The 16922-nt window shown below is 63.4% G+C and carries 17 protein-coding genes; 5 read left to right on the top strand and 12 right to left on the bottom strand.

All coding sequences use genetic code 11. The annotated features are described in order from the left end of the window. Positions 1-253: 253 nt before the first annotated feature. The 4 genes from BMY31_RS04770 to BMY31_RS04755 are packed head-to-tail and all read right to left on the bottom strand — an operon-like array spanning position 254 to position 5107. On the bottom strand, positions 254-1543 hold the full coding sequence (locus BMY31_RS04770) for a glycoside hydrolase family 25 protein (protein ID WP_091008824.1): 1290 nt from the start codon (positions 1541-1543) through the stop codon (positions 254-256). Beyond that, positions 1540-2694 carry an NAD(P)-dependent malic enzyme gene (locus BMY31_RS04765; RefSeq protein WP_091008821.1) on the bottom strand — a complete coding sequence of 385 codons (1155 nt, stop codon included), beginning with the start codon at positions 2692-2694 and terminating at the stop codon, positions 1540-1542. Before BMY31_RS04765 ends, BMY31_RS04770 begins: the two co-directional genes overlap by 4 nt. Positions 2695-2697: 3 nt before the next feature. Further along, the gene (gene fumC / locus BMY31_RS04760; protein WP_078687560.1) at positions 2698-4083 is read right to left on the bottom strand and encodes a class II fumarate hydratase; all 1386 of its coding nucleotides are present in this window, start codon (positions 4081-4083) and stop codon (positions 2698-2700) included. A 7-nt stretch (positions 4084-4090) separates the two neighbouring features. Next, the gene (locus tag BMY31_RS04755; protein ID WP_078687561.1) at positions 4091-5107 is read right to left on the bottom strand and encodes an alpha/beta hydrolase fold domain-containing protein; all 1017 of its coding nucleotides are present in this window, start codon (positions 5105-5107) and stop codon (positions 4091-4093) included. A 246-nt stretch (positions 5108-5353) separates the two neighbouring features. Between BMY31_RS04755 and BMY31_RS04750 the strand changes: the two genes are divergently transcribed. Then, positions 5354-6076, top strand: a complete 723-nt coding sequence (locus tag BMY31_RS04750) for a B3/B4 domain-containing protein (protein ID WP_078687562.1) — start codon at positions 5354-5356, stop codon at positions 6074-6076. 227 nt (positions 6077-6303) lie between these two features. Beyond that, positions 6304-8664 carry a bifunctional diguanylate cyclase/phosphodiesterase gene (locus tag BMY31_RS04745; protein WP_078687563.1) on the top strand — a complete coding sequence of 787 codons (2361 nt, stop codon included), beginning with the start codon at positions 6304-6306 and terminating at the stop codon, positions 8662-8664. 58 nt (positions 8665-8722) lie between these two features. On the opposite strand, the gene BMY31_RS04740 is transcribed toward BMY31_RS04745, so the two are convergent. After that, positions 8723-9226 carry a GAF domain-containing protein gene (locus BMY31_RS04740; protein WP_234970750.1) on the bottom strand — a complete coding sequence of 168 codons (504 nt, stop codon included), beginning with the start codon at positions 9224-9226 and terminating at the stop codon, positions 8723-8725. A 275-nt stretch (positions 9227-9501) separates the two neighbouring features. On the opposite strand from BMY31_RS04740, the gene asnS reads away from it, so the two are divergent. Further along, a complete protein-coding gene (gene asnS / locus BMY31_RS04735) occupies positions 9502-10905 on the top strand; it encodes an asparagine--tRNA ligase (RefSeq protein WP_078687564.1) in 1404 nt (467 codons plus the stop codon). 80 nt (positions 10906-10985) lie between these two features. Here asnS and BMY31_RS04730 read toward each other — a convergent pair whose 3' ends face one another. After that, on the bottom strand, positions 10986-11258 hold the full coding sequence (locus tag BMY31_RS04730) for a barstar family protein (RefSeq protein ID WP_078687565.1): 273 nt from the start codon (positions 11256-11258) through the stop codon (positions 10986-10988). Positions 11259-11267: 9 nt separating this feature from the next. Continuing rightward, entirely contained in the window at positions 11268-11813 is a 546-nt protein-coding gene (locus BMY31_RS04725) for a ribonuclease domain-containing protein (RefSeq protein ID WP_219334856.1), read from the bottom strand. Between the two features lie 128 nt (positions 11814-11941). Here BMY31_RS04725 and BMY31_RS04720 point away from each other — a divergent pair, with 128 nt between their 5' ends. Beyond that, entirely contained in the window at positions 11942-13456 is a 1515-nt protein-coding gene (locus BMY31_RS04720) for a cation:proton antiporter (RefSeq protein WP_091008818.1), read from the top strand. Here the strand turns inward: BMY31_RS04720 and BMY31_RS04715 are convergent. After that, positions 13453-14382 carry a zinc dependent phospholipase C family protein gene (locus BMY31_RS04715; protein WP_091008815.1) on the bottom strand — a complete coding sequence of 310 codons (930 nt, stop codon included), beginning with the start codon at positions 14380-14382 and terminating at the stop codon, positions 13453-13455. The genes BMY31_RS04720 and BMY31_RS04715 overlap by 4 nt on opposite strands. Positions 14383-14586: 204 nt before the next feature. Between BMY31_RS04715 and BMY31_RS04710 the strand changes: the two genes are divergently transcribed. After that, complete coding sequence (locus BMY31_RS04710; protein WP_091008812.1) at positions 14587-15150, top strand: manganese efflux pump MntP; 564 nt, start codon at positions 14587-14589, stop codon at positions 15148-15150. A 93-nt stretch (positions 15151-15243) separates the two neighbouring features. Here BMY31_RS04710 and BMY31_RS04705 read toward each other — a convergent pair whose 3' ends face one another. The 4 genes from BMY31_RS04705 to BMY31_RS08865 all read right to left on the bottom strand — a co-directional run bounded on the left by BMY31_RS04705 (position 15244) and on the right by BMY31_RS08865 (position 16905). After that, the gene (locus BMY31_RS04705) at positions 15244-15627 is read right to left on the bottom strand and encodes a P27 family phage terminase small subunit (RefSeq protein ID WP_091008810.1); all 384 of its coding nucleotides are present in this window, start codon (positions 15625-15627) and stop codon (positions 15244-15246) included. A 69-nt stretch (positions 15628-15696) separates the two neighbouring features. Continuing rightward, positions 15697-15900 (bottom strand): hypothetical protein, encoded by a 204-nt coding sequence (locus BMY31_RS04700; protein WP_091008808.1) that lies wholly within the window; start codon positions 15898-15900, stop codon positions 15697-15699. A gap of 223 nt (positions 15901-16123) precedes the next feature. Beyond that, positions 16124-16582 (bottom strand): hypothetical protein, encoded by a 459-nt coding sequence (locus BMY31_RS04695; RefSeq protein WP_143802936.1) that lies wholly within the window; start codon positions 16580-16582, stop codon positions 16124-16126. A 59-nt stretch (positions 16583-16641) separates the two neighbouring features. Further along, positions 16642-16905, bottom strand: a complete 264-nt coding sequence (locus BMY31_RS08865; RefSeq protein WP_180371360.1) for a DUF4417 domain-containing protein — start codon at positions 16903-16905, stop codon at positions 16642-16644. Positions 16906-16922 lie beyond the last annotated feature (17 nt).

Here is a 16922-nt window from a genome sequence, read left to right as displayed (position 1 = left end):
AGACTTCGTCCGTTGCTCGCAGGCAACCTGTCTCATTCCGTTGGGAATAATATTTTTTGGGAGTGTTGTACATGTTCACTTTTTGTGTCTTCACAAAAAGTGACAATTATTAAAAATGGTCACTTTATGGAATTGTCATTATTAAACCTACAAGCGGTTGCGTAATCGATTCCATTTATGATTCTTAGCAGTTACAGACCACTATTTGCGCGTTCGGCGAACGGTAGTCCCATTGGGAAGTTTCATGCGCAGGCTACTGGTCGAAGTCCTTCTCGTCACCCCGTGCCAGGACGGCGGTCAGGTCAAGGTCAAGGTCGACCTTCTCGTCGATGCCGTCTACCGTCGCCTTGTCGCTGTACTGCCAGATGCCCATCTGGAGGCTGAGCGAGGGCTTGTCGGCATACTCTGCGTACCAGAAGCCGTAGTCGGCGAAGTCCTTGAGGCTGTAGCTGGCCAGGTCGGACCTGCTTCCATAGATGATCACCCTGTAGCCGCGCGAGGCGACCTGCTTGCAGAAGGCCTGGGCCGCGGCGCTGCGCTCGGAGTTGCTTAGCGCAGAGATGCGGTCGGTTCCTGTGGCCGAGGGCTCCATGTCGAAGGCGATGGGGTAGCGCAGGTCGAGGTCGCCCAGCGTGTCACACACGTAGTTGGCCTCTTCGACGGCCTCGTCCTCGTTGGCGGCCTGCGAGTAGAAGTACACGCCGACGTCCAGTCCCGCCGCCTGCGCCTGCTTGATGTTCCTCTTGTAATGCGTGTCTAGGTGGATGGCTCCGTCTGCCGTGGCGCGGTAACCCAGACGAATGTAGGCGAAGTCGACCCCGTCGTCGGCAACGGCCTTCCAGTCGATGTCGCCGCTGTGCTCCGAGACGTCGATGCCGCAGCGGGAGAGCGTCTTGCCGTCGACCACGTAGCTCAGGCGGTCGCCCTCGCTCTTGAGGTTCGACCAGTCGAAGGCCGAGCGAAATACCTTGCTCGGGTCGCTCACGCTTGCGGATATCTGGTTGGCGCTTGGTTGGCGCGTATCCTGTGCGTCCTGGCTCGCGTCAGCCGATGGCGAGGAGAAGACGGGCAGCTGCAGGATGGCTACCACGAGGAGAAGGGCGACCGTTGCTATCGCGATCTTGATGGGGACCTGGGCCTTCTCGCGCCTGGTGCGGCGGGCGTTGCGCACGCGCGCCTCGTCGGCGCGCCGCTCGCGGCTCTCGCGAAGCTGGGCGACCTTGTGGGCGCGCGCGTTGGTGCGTCCGGAGCGGTCGCGCGGGCCGCGACTGGTCCTCGCCTGGCTGGTCGCCTGGCGCGAGCGGTCAACGCGCGTCCCGCGCACCTCCTGGTGGCTCGCGGTCTCGCGGTAGGGCCTCCTCTGTATGTCGTTGTGCGATGGCGTCGCCACGCGGGCGGGGCGCCTTGCGTCACGCCCGCTCTCGTGCGTCAGGCGCTCGCGATAGCGCGTGCTGTCGTGAGGCGTCCCGCTGGGGCGACGGCTGATGCGCGCGTGCGGCGCCGTCCGCTTGGTGGCGCGCTTCTTCTGTCTGTCCTGGCTCATGCGCTCGCATGGTCCGCGACGGCCTTTGCGACGACGTCGGCGACGGTCTTGTCGAGGGCCGAGGCGATGATGTTAGTGGGAGAGAGCTCGTCGTCGGGAATGACGGAGGCGATGGCGTAGGCTGCGGCGACCTCCATCTCTTCGGTGATCTCGCGTGCGCGGGCAGCCAGCGCGCCTTTGAAGATGCCGGGGAAGACCAGCACGTTGTTGATCTGGTTGGGGAAGTCGGAGCGTCCCGTGCCCACGACGGCCGCTCCTCCGCGCAGGGCCTCGTCGGGCATGATTTCGGGCGTGGGATTGGCCATGGCGAACACGATGCCGTCGTTCATGGTCGAGACCATCTGGGTGCTCACCAGGTTGGGACGAGAGACGCCCACGAAGGCGTCGGCGCCCCTGAGCGCGTCGGCCAGCGTGCCGTGCTCGTGGTCGGCGTTGGTGATGTGGCTGATGGCCTCCTGCCCGGGGTTGAGTCCCTCGTCGCCCTCGCAGATGATGCCGTTGATGTCGCACATGATCACGTTGCCAAAGCCCATGTGGGAAAGGAGCGTGCCGATGGCGCATCCCGCGGCGCCCGCGCCGTTGATGACGATGCGCACTTCTCCCATGGTCTTGCCCGTGACCTTGAGGGCGTTGATTAGCGCGGCGGCGACCACGATGGCCGTGCCGTGCTGGTCGTCGTGGAAGACGGGGATGTCGCAGGCGCGCTTGAGCTTCTCCTCGATCTCGAAGCAGCGGGGCGCGGCGATGTCTTCGAGGTTGATGCCGCCGAAGGACTTGCTGATCAGCTGGACGCAGCGCACGAACTCATCCACGTCGTGCGTGTCCACGCACAGCGGGAAAGCGTCGACGTCTCCGAACTCCTTGAACAGGGCGCACTTGCCCTCCATCACCGGCATGCCGGCCGCGGGGCCGATGTCTCCCAGTCCGAGGATGGCGGTGCCGTCGGTGATGACGGCCACCATGTTGCCGCGGCGCGTGAGCTCCCAGGACTTCTGGTAGTCGGCCTGAATCTGTCGGCAGGGTTCGGCCACGCCGGGGGTGTACATGAGCGAGAGGTCGTCGCGGGTCTCGACGTGCTTGCGAGAGACCACCTCGATCTTTCCGTGAAGCTGCTCGTGCAGATCGAGGCTTCTCTTGCTGGTGTCGTCCATTGGCTAGACCATCTCCTCGGGTCTGAATATCTCGTCGAACTTTTCTTCGGTCAGAAAGCCCAGGCCACAGCAGGCCTCGCGCAGGCTCGTGCCCTCGTCGAAGGCCTTGTGCGCGACCTTCGCGGCATTCTCGTAGCCGATGTAGGGGTTAAGGCAGGTGACCAGCATGAGCGAGTTGCGCATGTTGTCGGCCATCTTCTGGCGGTTCGCCTTGATGCCCTCAGCGCAGTGTACGCGGAACGAGTCGATGGCGTCTGCGAGCAGGTTGACGCTTTGCAGGTAGTTGTAGGCGATCACGGGAATGAACACGTTCAGTTCGAAGTTGCCCTGGCTGGCGGCGATCCCGATGGTGCTGTCGTTGCCCATGACCTGGACTGCGACCATCGTGACGGCCTCGCACTGGGTCGGGTTGACCTTGCCGGGCATGATGGAGCTTCCGGGCTCGTTGGCGGGAATGGTGATCTCGCCCAGGCCCAGGCGAGGGCCCGATGCGAGCCAGCGCACGTCGTTCGCGATCTTCATCATGTTCGCGGCGAGCCCCTTTACGGCGCCGTGCGAGAAGACCACGGCGTCCTTGCTCGTGAGCGCGTGGAACTTGTTGGGGTTGGTCTCGAACGGCTCGCCCGTGAGCTCTGCCAGGCGCTTCGCGACCAGGACGTCGAAGCCCTCGGGCGCGTTCAGGCCGGTTCCCACGGCGGTGCCGCCCAAGGCCAGGCGCCTCAGCATGGGCAGGCTCGCCTCGAGCTGCTCGACGCTCGCCTGGAGCATGCCGCGCCAGCCCGAGATCTCCTGGCTGAACGCGATGGGGACAGCGTCCTGAAGGTGCGTGCGCCCGCTCTTCACGATGCCGGCGTTCTCACGCTCCAGGCGCTCGAAGGTCTCCGCAAGGCGCTCCGCGGCGGGCACGAGCTTCTGCCTCACGGCGAGGGTGGCCGCCACGTGCAACGCGGTGGGGAAGGTGTCGTTGCTCGACTGGGAGCGGTTGACCGCGTCGTTGGGGTGGATCGGGGTCGGAAGGGCGATGCCCTTCTTGGCGGCGATTTGATTGGCGCGGTTGGCGATGACCTCGTTGAGGTTCATGTTCGACTGCGTGCCCGAGCCGGTCTGCCAGACCTTGAGCGGGAACGAGTCGTCGTGCTCTCCGGCGAGGATCTCGTCGCAGGCGAGCTCGATGGCCTGCGCGCTTGCCTCGGGAAGGGTGCCCAGTGAGGCATTCGCCTGCGCGGCTGCCTTCTTGAGCAGGGCGAACGCGCGCACGATGTCGTGCGGCATGGTCTCGGTGCCGATTCTGAAGTTCTGGTAGGAGCGCTGGGTCTGCGCGCCCCACAGTGCGTCGGAGGGGACCTTGACCTCTCCCATCGAGTCGTGCTCTATGCGACAGTTGCCCATGTTGCTCCTAGTCCATTGTTATCGCGGTAACGATGGAATTGATGGTGCCGCTTGCCTCGGGGATGGGGTAGAGCGGGAAGTTGTTGTGCAGTCCGGTGCCCACGAAGAGCTCGGAGTGGTTGCCGTAGGCGCTCACGCGCTGGTGGAACAGGACCGCGTCGGGATGCAAGATCTCGCGCGTGCCCGTGAAGACCATCACGTTGCGCAGGTCGGACACCGGTCCGTTGATGGGCGAGAGGCGCGGGTCACGCGGGTCGGTGCCGTCCGCCCAGACCTTGCCCACCTTGCGCATGCCGCTCGCGGAGAGCATGGGGTCCTGGGCCTCGTAGTGCGCGATGTCGGGGTTGCCCAGCGTGAGGTCGACCCACGGGGAGATCAGGATGAGGTGTCCCGGCTGCTCGATTCCCTTGGGGGAGAAGGACTGGCACAGGCCCGCGGCAATGCCTGCGCCCGCGCTGTCGCCCATGAGCGTGACGTTCTGGGCGCCGTACTTCTTGACGGTCTCGAGGTAGAGGGCCTCGATCTTGTCGTAGGCCTCCCGGAAGCCGTGGACCGGGGCCAGGGGGTAGATGGGCGCGATTACCTCGGCGCGGGTGCGTCGGGCTATGGTGTCCAGGAACTTCCACTGGTAGATGCTGGGCTGGTCGACCAGGACCCTGCCGTGCACGTAGATGACGGCGCGGTCGTTGATGCTGCGGCGGTTCAGGACCAAGGTCTGCATGCCGTCGAAGTCGGTGTCCTCGACCGACACCTTGAAGCTCAGGAGGGTGGGGAGGGTCTGGCGCTGCTCGTTGGCCTCGCTGCGGTCGAGGATGAGGTTGTCCCACTCGACGGCGTCGGCCATCTTCTTCTTGTTGCCGGTGACGCGGTTGTAGACCTCGGATGCCGCGGCGATGTTGGAGCGGCGGTACGCCAGGTGGTTGACGGCGGTGACGGCGCCAAAGAGCGCGGCAGGTGTGGCTATGGCCGCGGCGAGCGCCTTTTTGGCCGTGGTGTCCAAGATACGGTTCTTCTTGTCTGCCATGCGATGACTCCCTTGCGACTGCCCGGGACAACCCAGGCCATGGACGGCAAAGTTGTGACAACGTCCTTCATTCTAGTAGGTTGTCGCCGCCTCGTGACGCAGGGGCTTGGCAGACTACCGTTTATGCAAAGCCGCTCGTGGACGCGCGTTTTTGTCGGGTGCGACTCTTGGATATCATGAGGGGGCGGGCGAGCTGCGCCTTGCCTGCGAAGGCTCAAAGGGAAGTGCGTCGTGGGGGAGTCGGCTATGAAGCAGTTTGTCGTTGAGGATTCGTTTTGGGACCTTTTTCCCGACGTCGAGATCGGCGTCCTGTGCCTTGAGGGCATCCTGCCCACCGACCAGATCAGCGAAGAGTCGGCGGCCGAGGCCGCGGCACTTCTCGACAGGGCCAACGCCGGCGCCAAAAAGTGGCTGACGAGCGAGACCATCAGCGAGAACGAGGTCGTCGCGGTTTGGCGCGACGCCTATAGGCGCTTCAAGACCAAGAAGGGTGCACGCTGCTCGGTTGAGAACCTCCTTAAGCGTGTGCTCAAGAGCAATCCGGTGGGTCACATTGTCCCCTCGGTGGATGTCTCCAACGCGATCTCGCTCAAGTACGCTCTGCCCATTGGCGCCGAGAACATCGACGCTATCGAGGGTACCTTCCGCCTTGCGGTGACTGAGGGGGGCGACGTCTTTTTGCCCATCGGCGAGGACGAGAGCGACCCCACGCTTCCCGGAGAGGTGGCCTACCTGGACGACGCCGGTGCGGTCTGCCGGTGCTGGAACTGGCGAGACGGGCGTCGCACCGAGGTCTCCGACGAGACCTCGCACTGCATGTTCATCATGGAGAACGTCATGCCCGAGCGCTCGGGCGACCTCCATGCGGCCATCGACGAGCTGGCCGAGACGTGCGAGCGTCTGCTGGGGGCCACCGTCACCAATAAGGATTACGCGGCCAGGGATCATCCTAGGGTCGAGCTGGCCTAGTTTGGCCGTGGCCGCCGCAGCTGCCTCCCCGCCGCACGCCGTGCGGTGCCGGCGATTCCCGTAATCAAAAAGGAAATGTCCGAAACGATGGGTAACGTTGTTCCACAACCATCCTCGTTTGGGTTACATTCTTAGCGCGCTCTTTGTGACGCAAGGAGCGGGTGTTCCCACGCCATACGCAGATTAGAACGAACCATAAACGCAATACGACAAAGACGGGAAGCACAGTGTTCAGAAGGCTGATTAAAGCCATTGGATATGACGACTATGAGTCGGTCGCGGATGAGATATCGCAGCGCAACCACGACTCCCTGAAGTATCTAATCGTCGCAAGCATGCCCATAGGCGTGCTCAACATCTTCGTGAGAGAGTGCATCGTGATGGGCGGTGGCCTTGACTCGGTCGTGGTCACCTCGCTCCACCTTCTGACCATTCTCATTCTTGCGCTGGTCATTCCCGCGAAGGGCAAGCACGGCACCGTCCTCATCTACCTGTGCGAGTCGGCGCCACTTTTGATGTCCCTCCTGTACAACACCGTCAACGACCCCAATCACATTGCCGTCACCTTCCTGCTGCTATTGGTAATGCTTCCGCCGTTCATCGTGGACCGGCCCTGGCGCGTCTTCTTGCACACGACCTTCTGGACCGTTGCCTTCGAGGTCACGAGCTTCATGGTCAAGCCCGCCTCGATCTTCCGCGTCGACCTCCTTAACGGCATCGAGTTCTACGTGGCCAGCCTTGTCATCACGGCCCTGGCCCTTGCCGACCGCTTCGAGAGCATGCACAACCTGCGCGAGATCAAGTGGGCCTCGACCCACGACGTGGTGACTGACGCCAAGAACGTCCTGGGGCTCAAGGGGGACGCCCCCGGCCTGGTGGGCCACGAGCTTCTCCTCCTCTTCTTCGACATCGACGACTTCAAGTTCTTCAATGACATGTACGGTCACGGCGTGGGCGACGACATCATCGTGGCGTTCTCGCGCATCCTGGTGAGCCGCTTCGGGAGGGACCACGTCTATCGCTACAAGAGCGACCAGTTCCTGGTGGCCTGCCGTGACACGAAGCTCGAGACCAACCTCGTGCTTGCCCGCGCCTGCCAGCACGACCTGCGTGACATCGTGGTGAAGGAGCGTCACCTGCGCCCCTCCGCAAGCTGCGGCTACGTCTTCGGCACGCCTACCGACGTCGCGGAGCTGCAGGAGATGGTCAGGCACGCGGACATCCGGACCTACGAGGCGCGCCGGAACGGCAGGGGGCAGATCAGCGGCGGCGAGTTCGATTCCAGCGACGCCCGCAGCGAGGACATCATGTGCGAGCTCGGCATGAACCTCCAGCCGCGTCTGCTTGACAGCCTGACGGGGCTTCCCGGCATGCAGTTCTTCCGCACGCAGGCCCACGACATGCTCGAGTCGACCGTCGACAGCACGCGCAAGCCGGTCATCATCTACTTCAACATAACCAACCTCAAGAGCTACAACGAGCGCTACGGATTCGAACGCGGCGACAAGCTGATCAAGTATGTCGCCCAGCAGCTCTCGCAGGTGTTTGACGATCGCCTGGTCTCGCGCTTCAACGCGGACCATTTTGTGGTTCTGGCATACCTGGATGAGGCCCAGAAGAAGGTGGACGCCATCTACGAACGCGTTTACGCGTTCCATCACTTGAAGGGCACGGCGCTCAATGCGGGCGTCTACGTCTACCAGGATGGTGACGACGTGGGCGTCGCCTGCGACCGCGCCAAGATGGCCTGCGACAGCATCACGGGTGACTACCACCGCTACCTCTGCCTGTACGACAGCGGTTTCGAGGAGCGCGGCAAGCGCGCCCAGTACATCGTCAACCACATCGACGAGGCGCTCCAGAACGAGCGCATCAAGGTGTACCTGCAGCCCATCATGGACCTGCATGTGGACAAGCTCGTCTCGTTCGAGGTGCTCGCGCGTTGGGAGGACCCGCGCTACGGCATGCTCCACCCGAGCGAGTTCGTCGAGGCGCTGGAGGGCATGAGCCTCATCACCAAGCTCGACCTCTACATGCTGCGCAAGGCCTGCGAGAGCTACGGGATGCTCAGCATGCTTGGCGTGAGGTCGGTCTCGGTCAACCTCAGCCGCGTGGACTTCATGCTGGGCGACATCGTCGCGCAGGTCGAGGAGGTCCTGTCCAGCTGCGAGACCCCGCGCTCGTTCATCGACATCGAGGTTACGGAGCGCGCCCTGAGCGACAAGCCCGACGAGATCATCGGCAAGATCGAGCGCCTGCGCTCGCTGGGGTATCGGGTCTGGCTGGACGACTTCGGCAGCGAGTACTCGTCGCTCAACATGCTGCAGAGCACGCACTTCGACGTCATCAAGATCGACATGAACTTCCTGCGCACGCTCGACAAGAACCCTGACAGCGCGCTGATCATCTCGTCGATCGCCGACCTCTCGAAGAAGCTGGGCGCCGCGGCCCTCATCGAGGGCGTCGAGACCATGGGCCAGCTCGACTTCGTGGGCAAGGCCGGCTGCGACCTGGTGCAGGGCTACTACTTTTCGGAGCCCCGTCCCGCCGACGAGGTCATCAGGGAGCTGAGCGAGCGCAGGGCGTAGGCTTCGGGCCGCACGTCCGGTAGCCGCGCGAGTCTCCTTGCCGTTGCGGGCCTGAGCCTTATCGCAGGTCCGAGAAGTCCGCGACCTCCTCGACCGCCTGGGCGACCAGGGCCAGGCCCTCTGCGTCGACGTCGCTGAAGCGGCCGACGAGGGGAGAGTCCACGTCGAGCACGCCCACGACCTCTCCGCTTGCGTGCAGGGGGACGACGACCTCGGAGTTCGAGGCACTGTCACAGGCGATGTGACCCGGGAACTCGTGCACGTCGTGGACGTGCTGGGCGCGGTCCTGCTCCCATGCGGTGCCGCAGACGCCGCGGCCGCGCGCGATATGGACGCAGGCGACTTTGCCCTGGAAGGGCCCGAGCACCAGCTGGCCGTCTCGCACCAGGTAGAATCCGGCCCAGTTGAGCCGGGGAAGCGTCTCCATCACGAGCGCCGAGGCGTTGGAGAGCACGGGTGCCCAGTGGGCGTCCTCCTCGGCGAGTGCGCGGACCTGGGCCGCAAGGATCTTGTAGTCGCTCATGTCCAGAACCGGAGTCTCCGTCGTTGCGTTGCAGGCCAAGGCTGCCTCCTCGTGTTGTGGGCGCATGCCCTTCTCGTTTGATTCTCGTACTATATGCCACTCTCCTCCCATCCGCGTGGGCGAGAAGGGCGTGCCATCATGCGTCCATGTTCTCCTCCCGCAGATGGACGTTGGGTTTGCATGTGCTCTGACGTGGTCGGAAGAGCCCCATTTGAGATATGGTTACAGGACTGTAGTAGGGAAGTGCGCCTTCCTGCCCTCCCTGGCGGCAGGGCTTTGGCGGAAGTCGCGCGCTCGGCAAAAGGAGCCATTAGATGGACCTCACCAAGATTGCGCAGCTGTATGCGCAGATGGACCAGTATGGTGACGCAACGGTTACCGTCGCCGGCTGGGTCCGTTCCATTCGTGACATGAAGAACTTCGGCTTCGTCATGCTGAATGACGGCAGCTGCTTCAAGGACCTCCAGGTCGTCATGAATCGTGAGTCCCTCAATAACTACGAGGACGTCGCCGCCCTCACCGTTGGCTCCGCGCTCGTCATCACCGGCAGGCTCGCGCTCACGCCCGACCGCCCGCAGCCCTTCGAGCTCCAGGCCGAGACCATCGTGATCGAGGGTGCCGCGCAGCCGGACTACCCCATGCAGAAGAAGCGTCAGAGCCGCGAGTTCCTGCGCACCCAGCAGCACCTGCGCAGCCGCACCAACCTGTTCCGCGCGGTCTTCCGCGTCCGCTCCGTGGCGGCCTTCGCCATCCACCAGTTCTTCCAGGAGCGCGGCTACGTCTACGTCAACACGCCGATCATCACTGCCTCTGACGCCGAGGGCGCCGGCGAGATGTTCCGCGTCACCACCATCGACCCCGCCAACCCACCCCTGACCGAGGACGGCAAGGTCGACTACAGCAAGGACTTCTTCGGCAAGGCGACCAACCTCACCGTCTCGGGCCAGCTCCAGGGCGAGAACTTCGCCATGAGCTTCGGCGACATCTACACCTTCGGCCCCACGTTCCGTGCCGAGGACTCCAACACCCGCCGTCACGCCGCCGAGTTCTGGATGGTTGAGCCCGAGATGGCCTTCTGCGACCTCGAGGGTGAGATGAACGTCTCTGAGGACATGCTCAAGTTCGTCATCTCTCGCGTCATGGAGCGCTGTCCCGACGAGATCGACATGTTCAACAGCTTCGTGGACAAGGGCCTGAGGGAGCGCCTGCAGCACGTCGCCACGAGCGACTTTGCGCGCGTCAGCTACACCGACGCCATCAAGATCCTGCAGGACGCCCAGGCTGCCGGCCACGTGTTCGAGTACCCCGTCGAGTGGGGCGTAGACCTGCAGACCGAGCACGAGCGCTTCCTGACCGAGGAGCACTTCAAGAAGCCGACCTTCGTGACGGATTACCCTGCGGCCATCAAGGCGTTCTACATGCGCATGAACGACGACGGCAAGACCGTTGCCGCCGCCGACTGCCTGGTTCCCGGCATCGGCGAGATTATCGGTGGCTCCCAGCGAGAAGAGCGTCTGGACGTGCTCCAGAAGCGCATCGAGGACCTGGGCATGGATGCCGAGCAGTACAAGTACTACCTTGACTTGCGTCGTTACGGCACCTGCCACCACGCCGGCTTCGGCCTGGGTTTCGAGCGCCTGGTCATGTACCTCACGGGCATGGACAACATCCGCGACGTCCTGCCGCACCCGCGTACCGTGGGCAACGCCGACTTCTAATTGGACTAGGCCGCGCAAGGCTTCCCGATTGCGAAAGACCGGCCTCCGGCACCCTGCGTGTCGGAGGCCTTTTGCTGCCGCTAGCGTCTGATGCTCAGGTGCAGGACGTCGCCCTCTCGGGCCGCGCGTATCAGCACGTCGCAGATCCTTCCGAACCAGGGACGCTCGTCCCAATGGTCGTCGTCGACGCGCTCCACCACGATGCTAACCGGGTCCTCGAGGTCTTCCAGGCAGTCCTGTAGGGCCGCCAGGTTCGCCCCGTAGTAGGAGGGAAAGCCTAGATGCTCGGCCAGGTAGTCGTGCACCGAGCGCGCGTCGGGAAAGTCCGTCTCGTAGAGTCTCAGCTCGCGCATGGTCTCCTCCTAGTACAGCCGCTCGAAGCTCTGGTAGTGGTCTGGCGTGTAGTAAACCAGCCCGTCGTTCGAGTACACCAGGCGCTCGGGTCCCCTGAAGCCTGCCACATAGTTCACGTCGCACTCCTTCCAGCTTCGGCCCAGGGCGTCGGGCAGCCTTCCGTCGTCGTTGTAAAACGGCCCGCCGCCTATGCTCTTGCCCGGGCACACCTCGTCGAGGTTCCCCTTCGAGGGCTTCCACCCGGCCTTGCGCGCCTTGGTCTTCGAGATGTAGTTCGAGGGCAGATGCCCAAACTGGTGCAGGTAGAGGGCGACCTCGTTCTTTGAGCTGTAGGTTCCGTCCTCGCTGACGCTCGTGGCGCCCTGGGCTTGAGCCGGCGTCTGGTCTGGTGTGCCCGCCTGCCCGCTCTTGCCCGCGCAGGCTCCCAAGACCATGCAGAGCAGCAGGCATGAGGCAACTGCCAGAAGGGCCTGCGTCCACGCGCGGAGCCGAAGGCGCCGGGGAGCTCCCGCGTCATCCTGCCGCCGAGTGAGCGCTCTTGTCGTGACGTGCATGGGCTCTCCCGGTGTTTCGCTGCCTCCGCGCTTTGAGCGCGCCTCTGGGTGGGTATAAGTCTAGTCAACTTTGGGAGCCAGCCCTTCTCGGCTTGGGCCGATGGCGCTGGGAGTCGTTAGGAGTTTCCTTGACCCAGGTCTACGTTTCGCTCGTCACCTGCCTCGCGATGGCCTTGGTGGCGCCGTTCATGGCGAGCCTGGTGCGCGGCCGTGCCGTGCCCGAGGTCGTGTTTCTGGTCTTTGGCGGCGCCATCTTGGGAAGCCATGGCCTCAGGCTGATCAATCCGCAGCTTGCGCCCGTCGAGGCAATATCTGACCTTGGCATGGGGTTTCTCTTTCTCAAGGCTGGCTACGAGATAGACCCGCGCGACTTGGTGGGGCACATGGGACGCGTCGCGTCGGCGTCGTGGCTCGTGTCGCTCGGGCTGGGCTTTCTGGTGACGATGACCGTATTCGCTGGGCTGGGGTTTAGCGACTCCTCGTCGTGGCCGGCCCTGGCCATCATCATGACCACGACAGGCTATGGCACGCTTGCGCCCATCATGGAGGAGCGCGGGCTCCAGCAGACGAGCGTGGGCAGGGTCGTCACCATCTACGGCTCTCTGGGAGAGCTCCTGCCCATCGTAGCGATGTCGTTCTTGCTCTCCACGCGCGCCACGGGCCGCACCGTCGCGGCCCTTCTGGTATTTGCGCTCGTGTGCTTCCTGGTGCTTGCGTTCTCGCGCGCCGCCAAGCGCGCCGGTACGAGGTTCTGGCGCTTCCTCCAGGAGTCGACGGATGCGCTCAGCCAGCCCATGATGCGCGTCGTGTCGCTGCTTCTGGTCTTTCTGCTTCTTGCCACGGCAATCTTCAGGTTCGACGGCGTTCTGGGCGCGTTTGCGGCGGGCTTCATCCTCAGGGCGCTCTTCCCGGAAGGGAATCCCGAGCTCGAGGGCAAGATTGGCGTCATCTCGAACGGCTTCTTCCAGCCCATCTTCTTCGTGGTCTCGGGAGCAGCCCTCGACCTTTCCGCCGCTACCCAGAACCTGCCGATGTTGCTTGCGTTCATCGCGTCGCTCGCGGTCGTGCGCGGGGTCGTGGTGGGCGTTACCCTGAGGATCGACCCCGAGACCCGCAGGCTTTCCTGGAAGGAGTCTCTGGTCAGCGCGACATACTGCACGATGGCGCTTCCCCTGGTCGTTGCAGTCTCGAACATCGCTGTTGCGAGCGAGGTCATGAGCGCGACAGAGGCCTCGGTGCTGATCATAGCGGCCGCCGTCACCGTCGTCGTGGTTCCCGTCGTCACCGCGCTTGCGCGCGTGGTCGACGAGTTTGGCCCCTCCGAGGCGTTCCATGGCATCCTTCACGACGAGCACGGCCTGAGAGAGGCCCTGCACGAGAGCGTCGAGAACTTCCACCGTCGCGAGGCCGCCTACCACGAGAGGCTTCACGCCGCGCGCGAGAAGGGCCAGCAGCTCTCGTCGGCGGTCTACCTCGCAATGCCAGAGGGTGCGCTTGACCTCATGATGCTGGATGACTCGGGTTATGACGATGCCGGCTACGATGACAGCGCCGGAGGCGACGCTGATGTCATCCCCTCTGGCGATAGCGCGGTCGATGGTGCCGGCAGCGGTCCTGCTGGCGACGTTAGTGCGCGTGGCTAGCGCTCGACGGGCTTCCCGTCGTAGTTGAGCTTGCCCATCAGGGGAGCAAGGGTCTTCTCGTCTGCCTTGACGTAGGCCTCGGAGAGCTCCTCCCAGATCTCGAGCGCCTCGAAGAACAGGTCGGCAAAGCTCTTGCTGGAGGGCTCGTCGGTGTAGGGGTTCTTCCAACGGCGGTGCTCCAGGTTGGCGGCCGGGCACTCGTCGCTTCCCTTGGCGGAGTGAGCCAGGGCGCGTGCCATCGAGTGGCTGCGCAGGAGCATCTCGACCCTTGCGATTGCCTGGACCTTGAGAGACTCGAGGGGGTCGATCAGGCGGAAGATCGTCTCGTAGTTGCTCACGGCGCCGCCGTACTCCTCGGGGTTGATGCTGAGCCCGAAGACGGACTGCGCCATGGCCGAGACGAGCGCTCCCGCGACGCGGTCAACGCGCTCGGTGCGTGCCAGGTAGTCTGCGGCGGGCGACTCCAGCACCGTGAGGTGGCGCATGGACCAGAGCATCCAGGTGTCTATGTCGCTCTCGATGATGGCATGAAGCTCGTGCTGCGCGTCCTCCAGCTCCGGGTTGGCCTGGGTCAGGTCGTCCTGCTGCGCGTAGACGAAGGCGTGGGCGCGGCTGTCCAGCAGATAGTGTCCCAACAGGCCCAGGACGAAGGCGCGGCCGAGGGTCTTGTCCTGCTCGGGCAGGTGCGACACGCCCTGGTGCAGCGCCATGAACGCCTCGAGAACCTTGCCGTCGTGCATCTTGCGGGCGAGGACGTGGCAGTTGTGTGCGGCTTCGGGAATGGTGAGGGCACGGCTGAACAGGGGGTCAGGACCCTGGTTTCCCAGCAGGAAGGCCAGGAGCTCCTCCTGGTTCTGGATGATGCCCTCGGGCAGAAGCGAAACCGCCTCTTCACCAAAGAGGTGGTGCGTGATAACGGCTGGCATGTGCGCTCCGGTGTGTTCGTGTTCTTTCGCGATGCGCGAAAGCGTGCAGACACTAGGTTAGACCATTTCAACTTGGGATGTTTGTTAATTTCACTCTGGGCTGTGCTTGCAGGAATACAATCAAGCGGTTGCGTCGCGACAGCCGCTGCCGACCTTCGGTGGCCTCGGCCAGCATTTTCGTATTGCCGAAGACCGGAGGATCGCATGGGCGCTCTTGAAATCCTGCTTTTGGGCCTCGCCCTTTCTGCCGACGCGTTTGCCGTCACCATTTCCAACTCGTTTGTCTATTCTCACGAGAAGAAATCGCGCCTCTTGCTGATGCCCGTCTTCTTTGGCGCGTTCCAGGCGCTGATGCCCCTTCTGGGCTACTTCCTCGGTGGACTTGCGGCCCAGCTGATCGAGGCATACTCCGGCATCGTCACCCTGGTGATCCTGGGCATCATCGGCGGGAACATGGTGCGTGAGGGCGTCAGCGCCCTGCTTCACCCCGAGGACGACGAGGAGGTCTCCACCGGGCGTCTTACCATTGCGACTCTGGTCTTCCAGGCCGTCGCCACTGCCATCGACGCGTTTGCCGTCGGAGTGAGCCTTCGCGCGCAGTCCGTCGACCTCATCTTCGCGGTGACGGCCATCGGCCTTACCACGGCCGCCTGCTGCGTAGCGGCGCTTTTTGTTGGCCGCAGGCTCGGTCATCTTCTGGGCGACAGGGCAGAGGTCGTGGGTGGCTTCGTACTGATTGGTATAGGCATCAAGGCCCTGATGGGGTAGGGTGTTGCTCGCGTGGTTCCAATTCCCCAGTTGGTACAATCTCGTTCGGCACGTACAGCTGCCTTGCCTCCAATGAGCGCCCCCGTTCGGTTCCTATGCCCGCCCGGCCTTCCTCTGGCGATCCCCTATGACCAGAGAGAGGACGGAGGCCTTCTGCGTGATCTCGCTCGTCTTTCTCGACTCGTCGTTGATGCCGAGCTGCTTGTTAATCGCGCGAATCTCCGCGCTTGCCTGCTTCATGGTCGCAAGCTGCGGGAGCGCCTTGATGTCGCCCACGTCGTTCTGGTAGGCGACCTGCACGCCATCTCCGGTCGCTATGTCGTCCATGCAGCGCTCTATGACCTGGTACCACTGCACCAGCAGCGCGATTGTCGGGGCGTCGCTGGGCTTGAAGTCGCGGCCGTCGCAGATTTCGTCCCACTTCGCGGAGCGGAACGGGTCCGTCGCGACGCTCGCGGGCTTGCGCAGCTTCGCCATTGCGTCGCCTCCTATCGGCATGAAAAAAGCCGCCCCGCAGGACGGCTTGGAAGGTGCTTATTTCGTCGTTTAGAGGTTCATGCCAACGCCCGTAGGCCACTTGAAGTCTGGCGCGTCAAAATCGACCACATACGACTCAAAACGCTTGTAGTAATCGACTGCCGCCTGTGGCGTCTCGTCCGTGGGGACGAAATTCGGGCTGAGCATGTAATCCTCGTCGCTAATCCACTTCTGGTACTTCTCGTACTCAGCGAAACCGCTCTCAGTGAACATGTTTCCTCCTTAGAGGCCGTTTTTCCTTCATCCACGCTTTCAGAGCCTTGCCGTGGGCGTTCGGCCTTCCCAACCGTGAGCTTGCGAATGTCTCGGCGAAGAACTCAGCGGTGTTGTAGTGTCCGTACCTTGAGAGCTGGCTGTCTTTGCCGCCATATGTACTGACGGCCTTGCGGGTAATTGCACGCTTCGCACCAGCCCTAAACTGCTCTTCGGTTCCATTCTACCCGTTCGCCTTAGCGCGCTGATAGAGTGCGTTCTGCAGCAGGTGACCGTACTCGTGCGTGACGGTGTACCCCGCCTGGCTGGTCAGCCTTCCGTTGGTCGGCATCTTGAAGCCGCTCCGCTCCTCTGCTGCATGGGCTTTCGCCATCCTCGCCGCGTTCCCCGCGGACTGACGATTCAGCATGAGGACGGCACCGTTCGCTATACCACCAGCAGCAGCATAGAAGCCGCTGCCATCAGCACCAACCAGTACTGTTGGCACGGCATTGATGGCGCCAAACTCTCGCTCTAGCTTGTTGAGCTGTTGAGCGTAGGCGCTCATGGATTGCGTGCCGATCGCGTCCGTGCCGTTGACCCCCGTGAACCCGACCTGGCTCATCAGTGTAGCCACCCCGTCGCGCGAGTCAGGTGCGCCTCCGACGTTCCTCGCGTGGACGTCGGAGCTTCTACCCATCATACGGACCTTCTCGCCCTCATGCGCTCCGCAAGTCATGGACCACGTTCCTCGTCCGCCCATCACTTGCCCCTCTCGAACTTACGTGTCTTGTACCTCACGACCGCGCAGCCGCCAAAATCGAAATCCTCCATGCCGCCGCCGTAGAGAAGCAGTCGCGAAGGCCTGACCTCTTGCAGCGCCTCGAACATGCCCTCGCGCCACCAATCGCTGGCGTCCTTGTCGTTCAGCACGCCAACCGTGGAGGTCGCGACGGTGCCTCCCCGCGGGATGCCGTCGAAGCAGAACGAATAGCTCGAAGGCCCCGCCCATGTGAGCGTGACCAAACAAGCACGTTGGACTT

It is taken from the genome of Parafannyhessea umbonata, from assembly GCF_900111255.1.
GTDB lineage: Bacteria > Actinomycetota > Coriobacteriia > Coriobacteriales > Atopobiaceae > Olsenella_J > Olsenella_J umbonata_A.
This window is presented reverse-complemented; position numbering and strand designations above follow the sequence as displayed.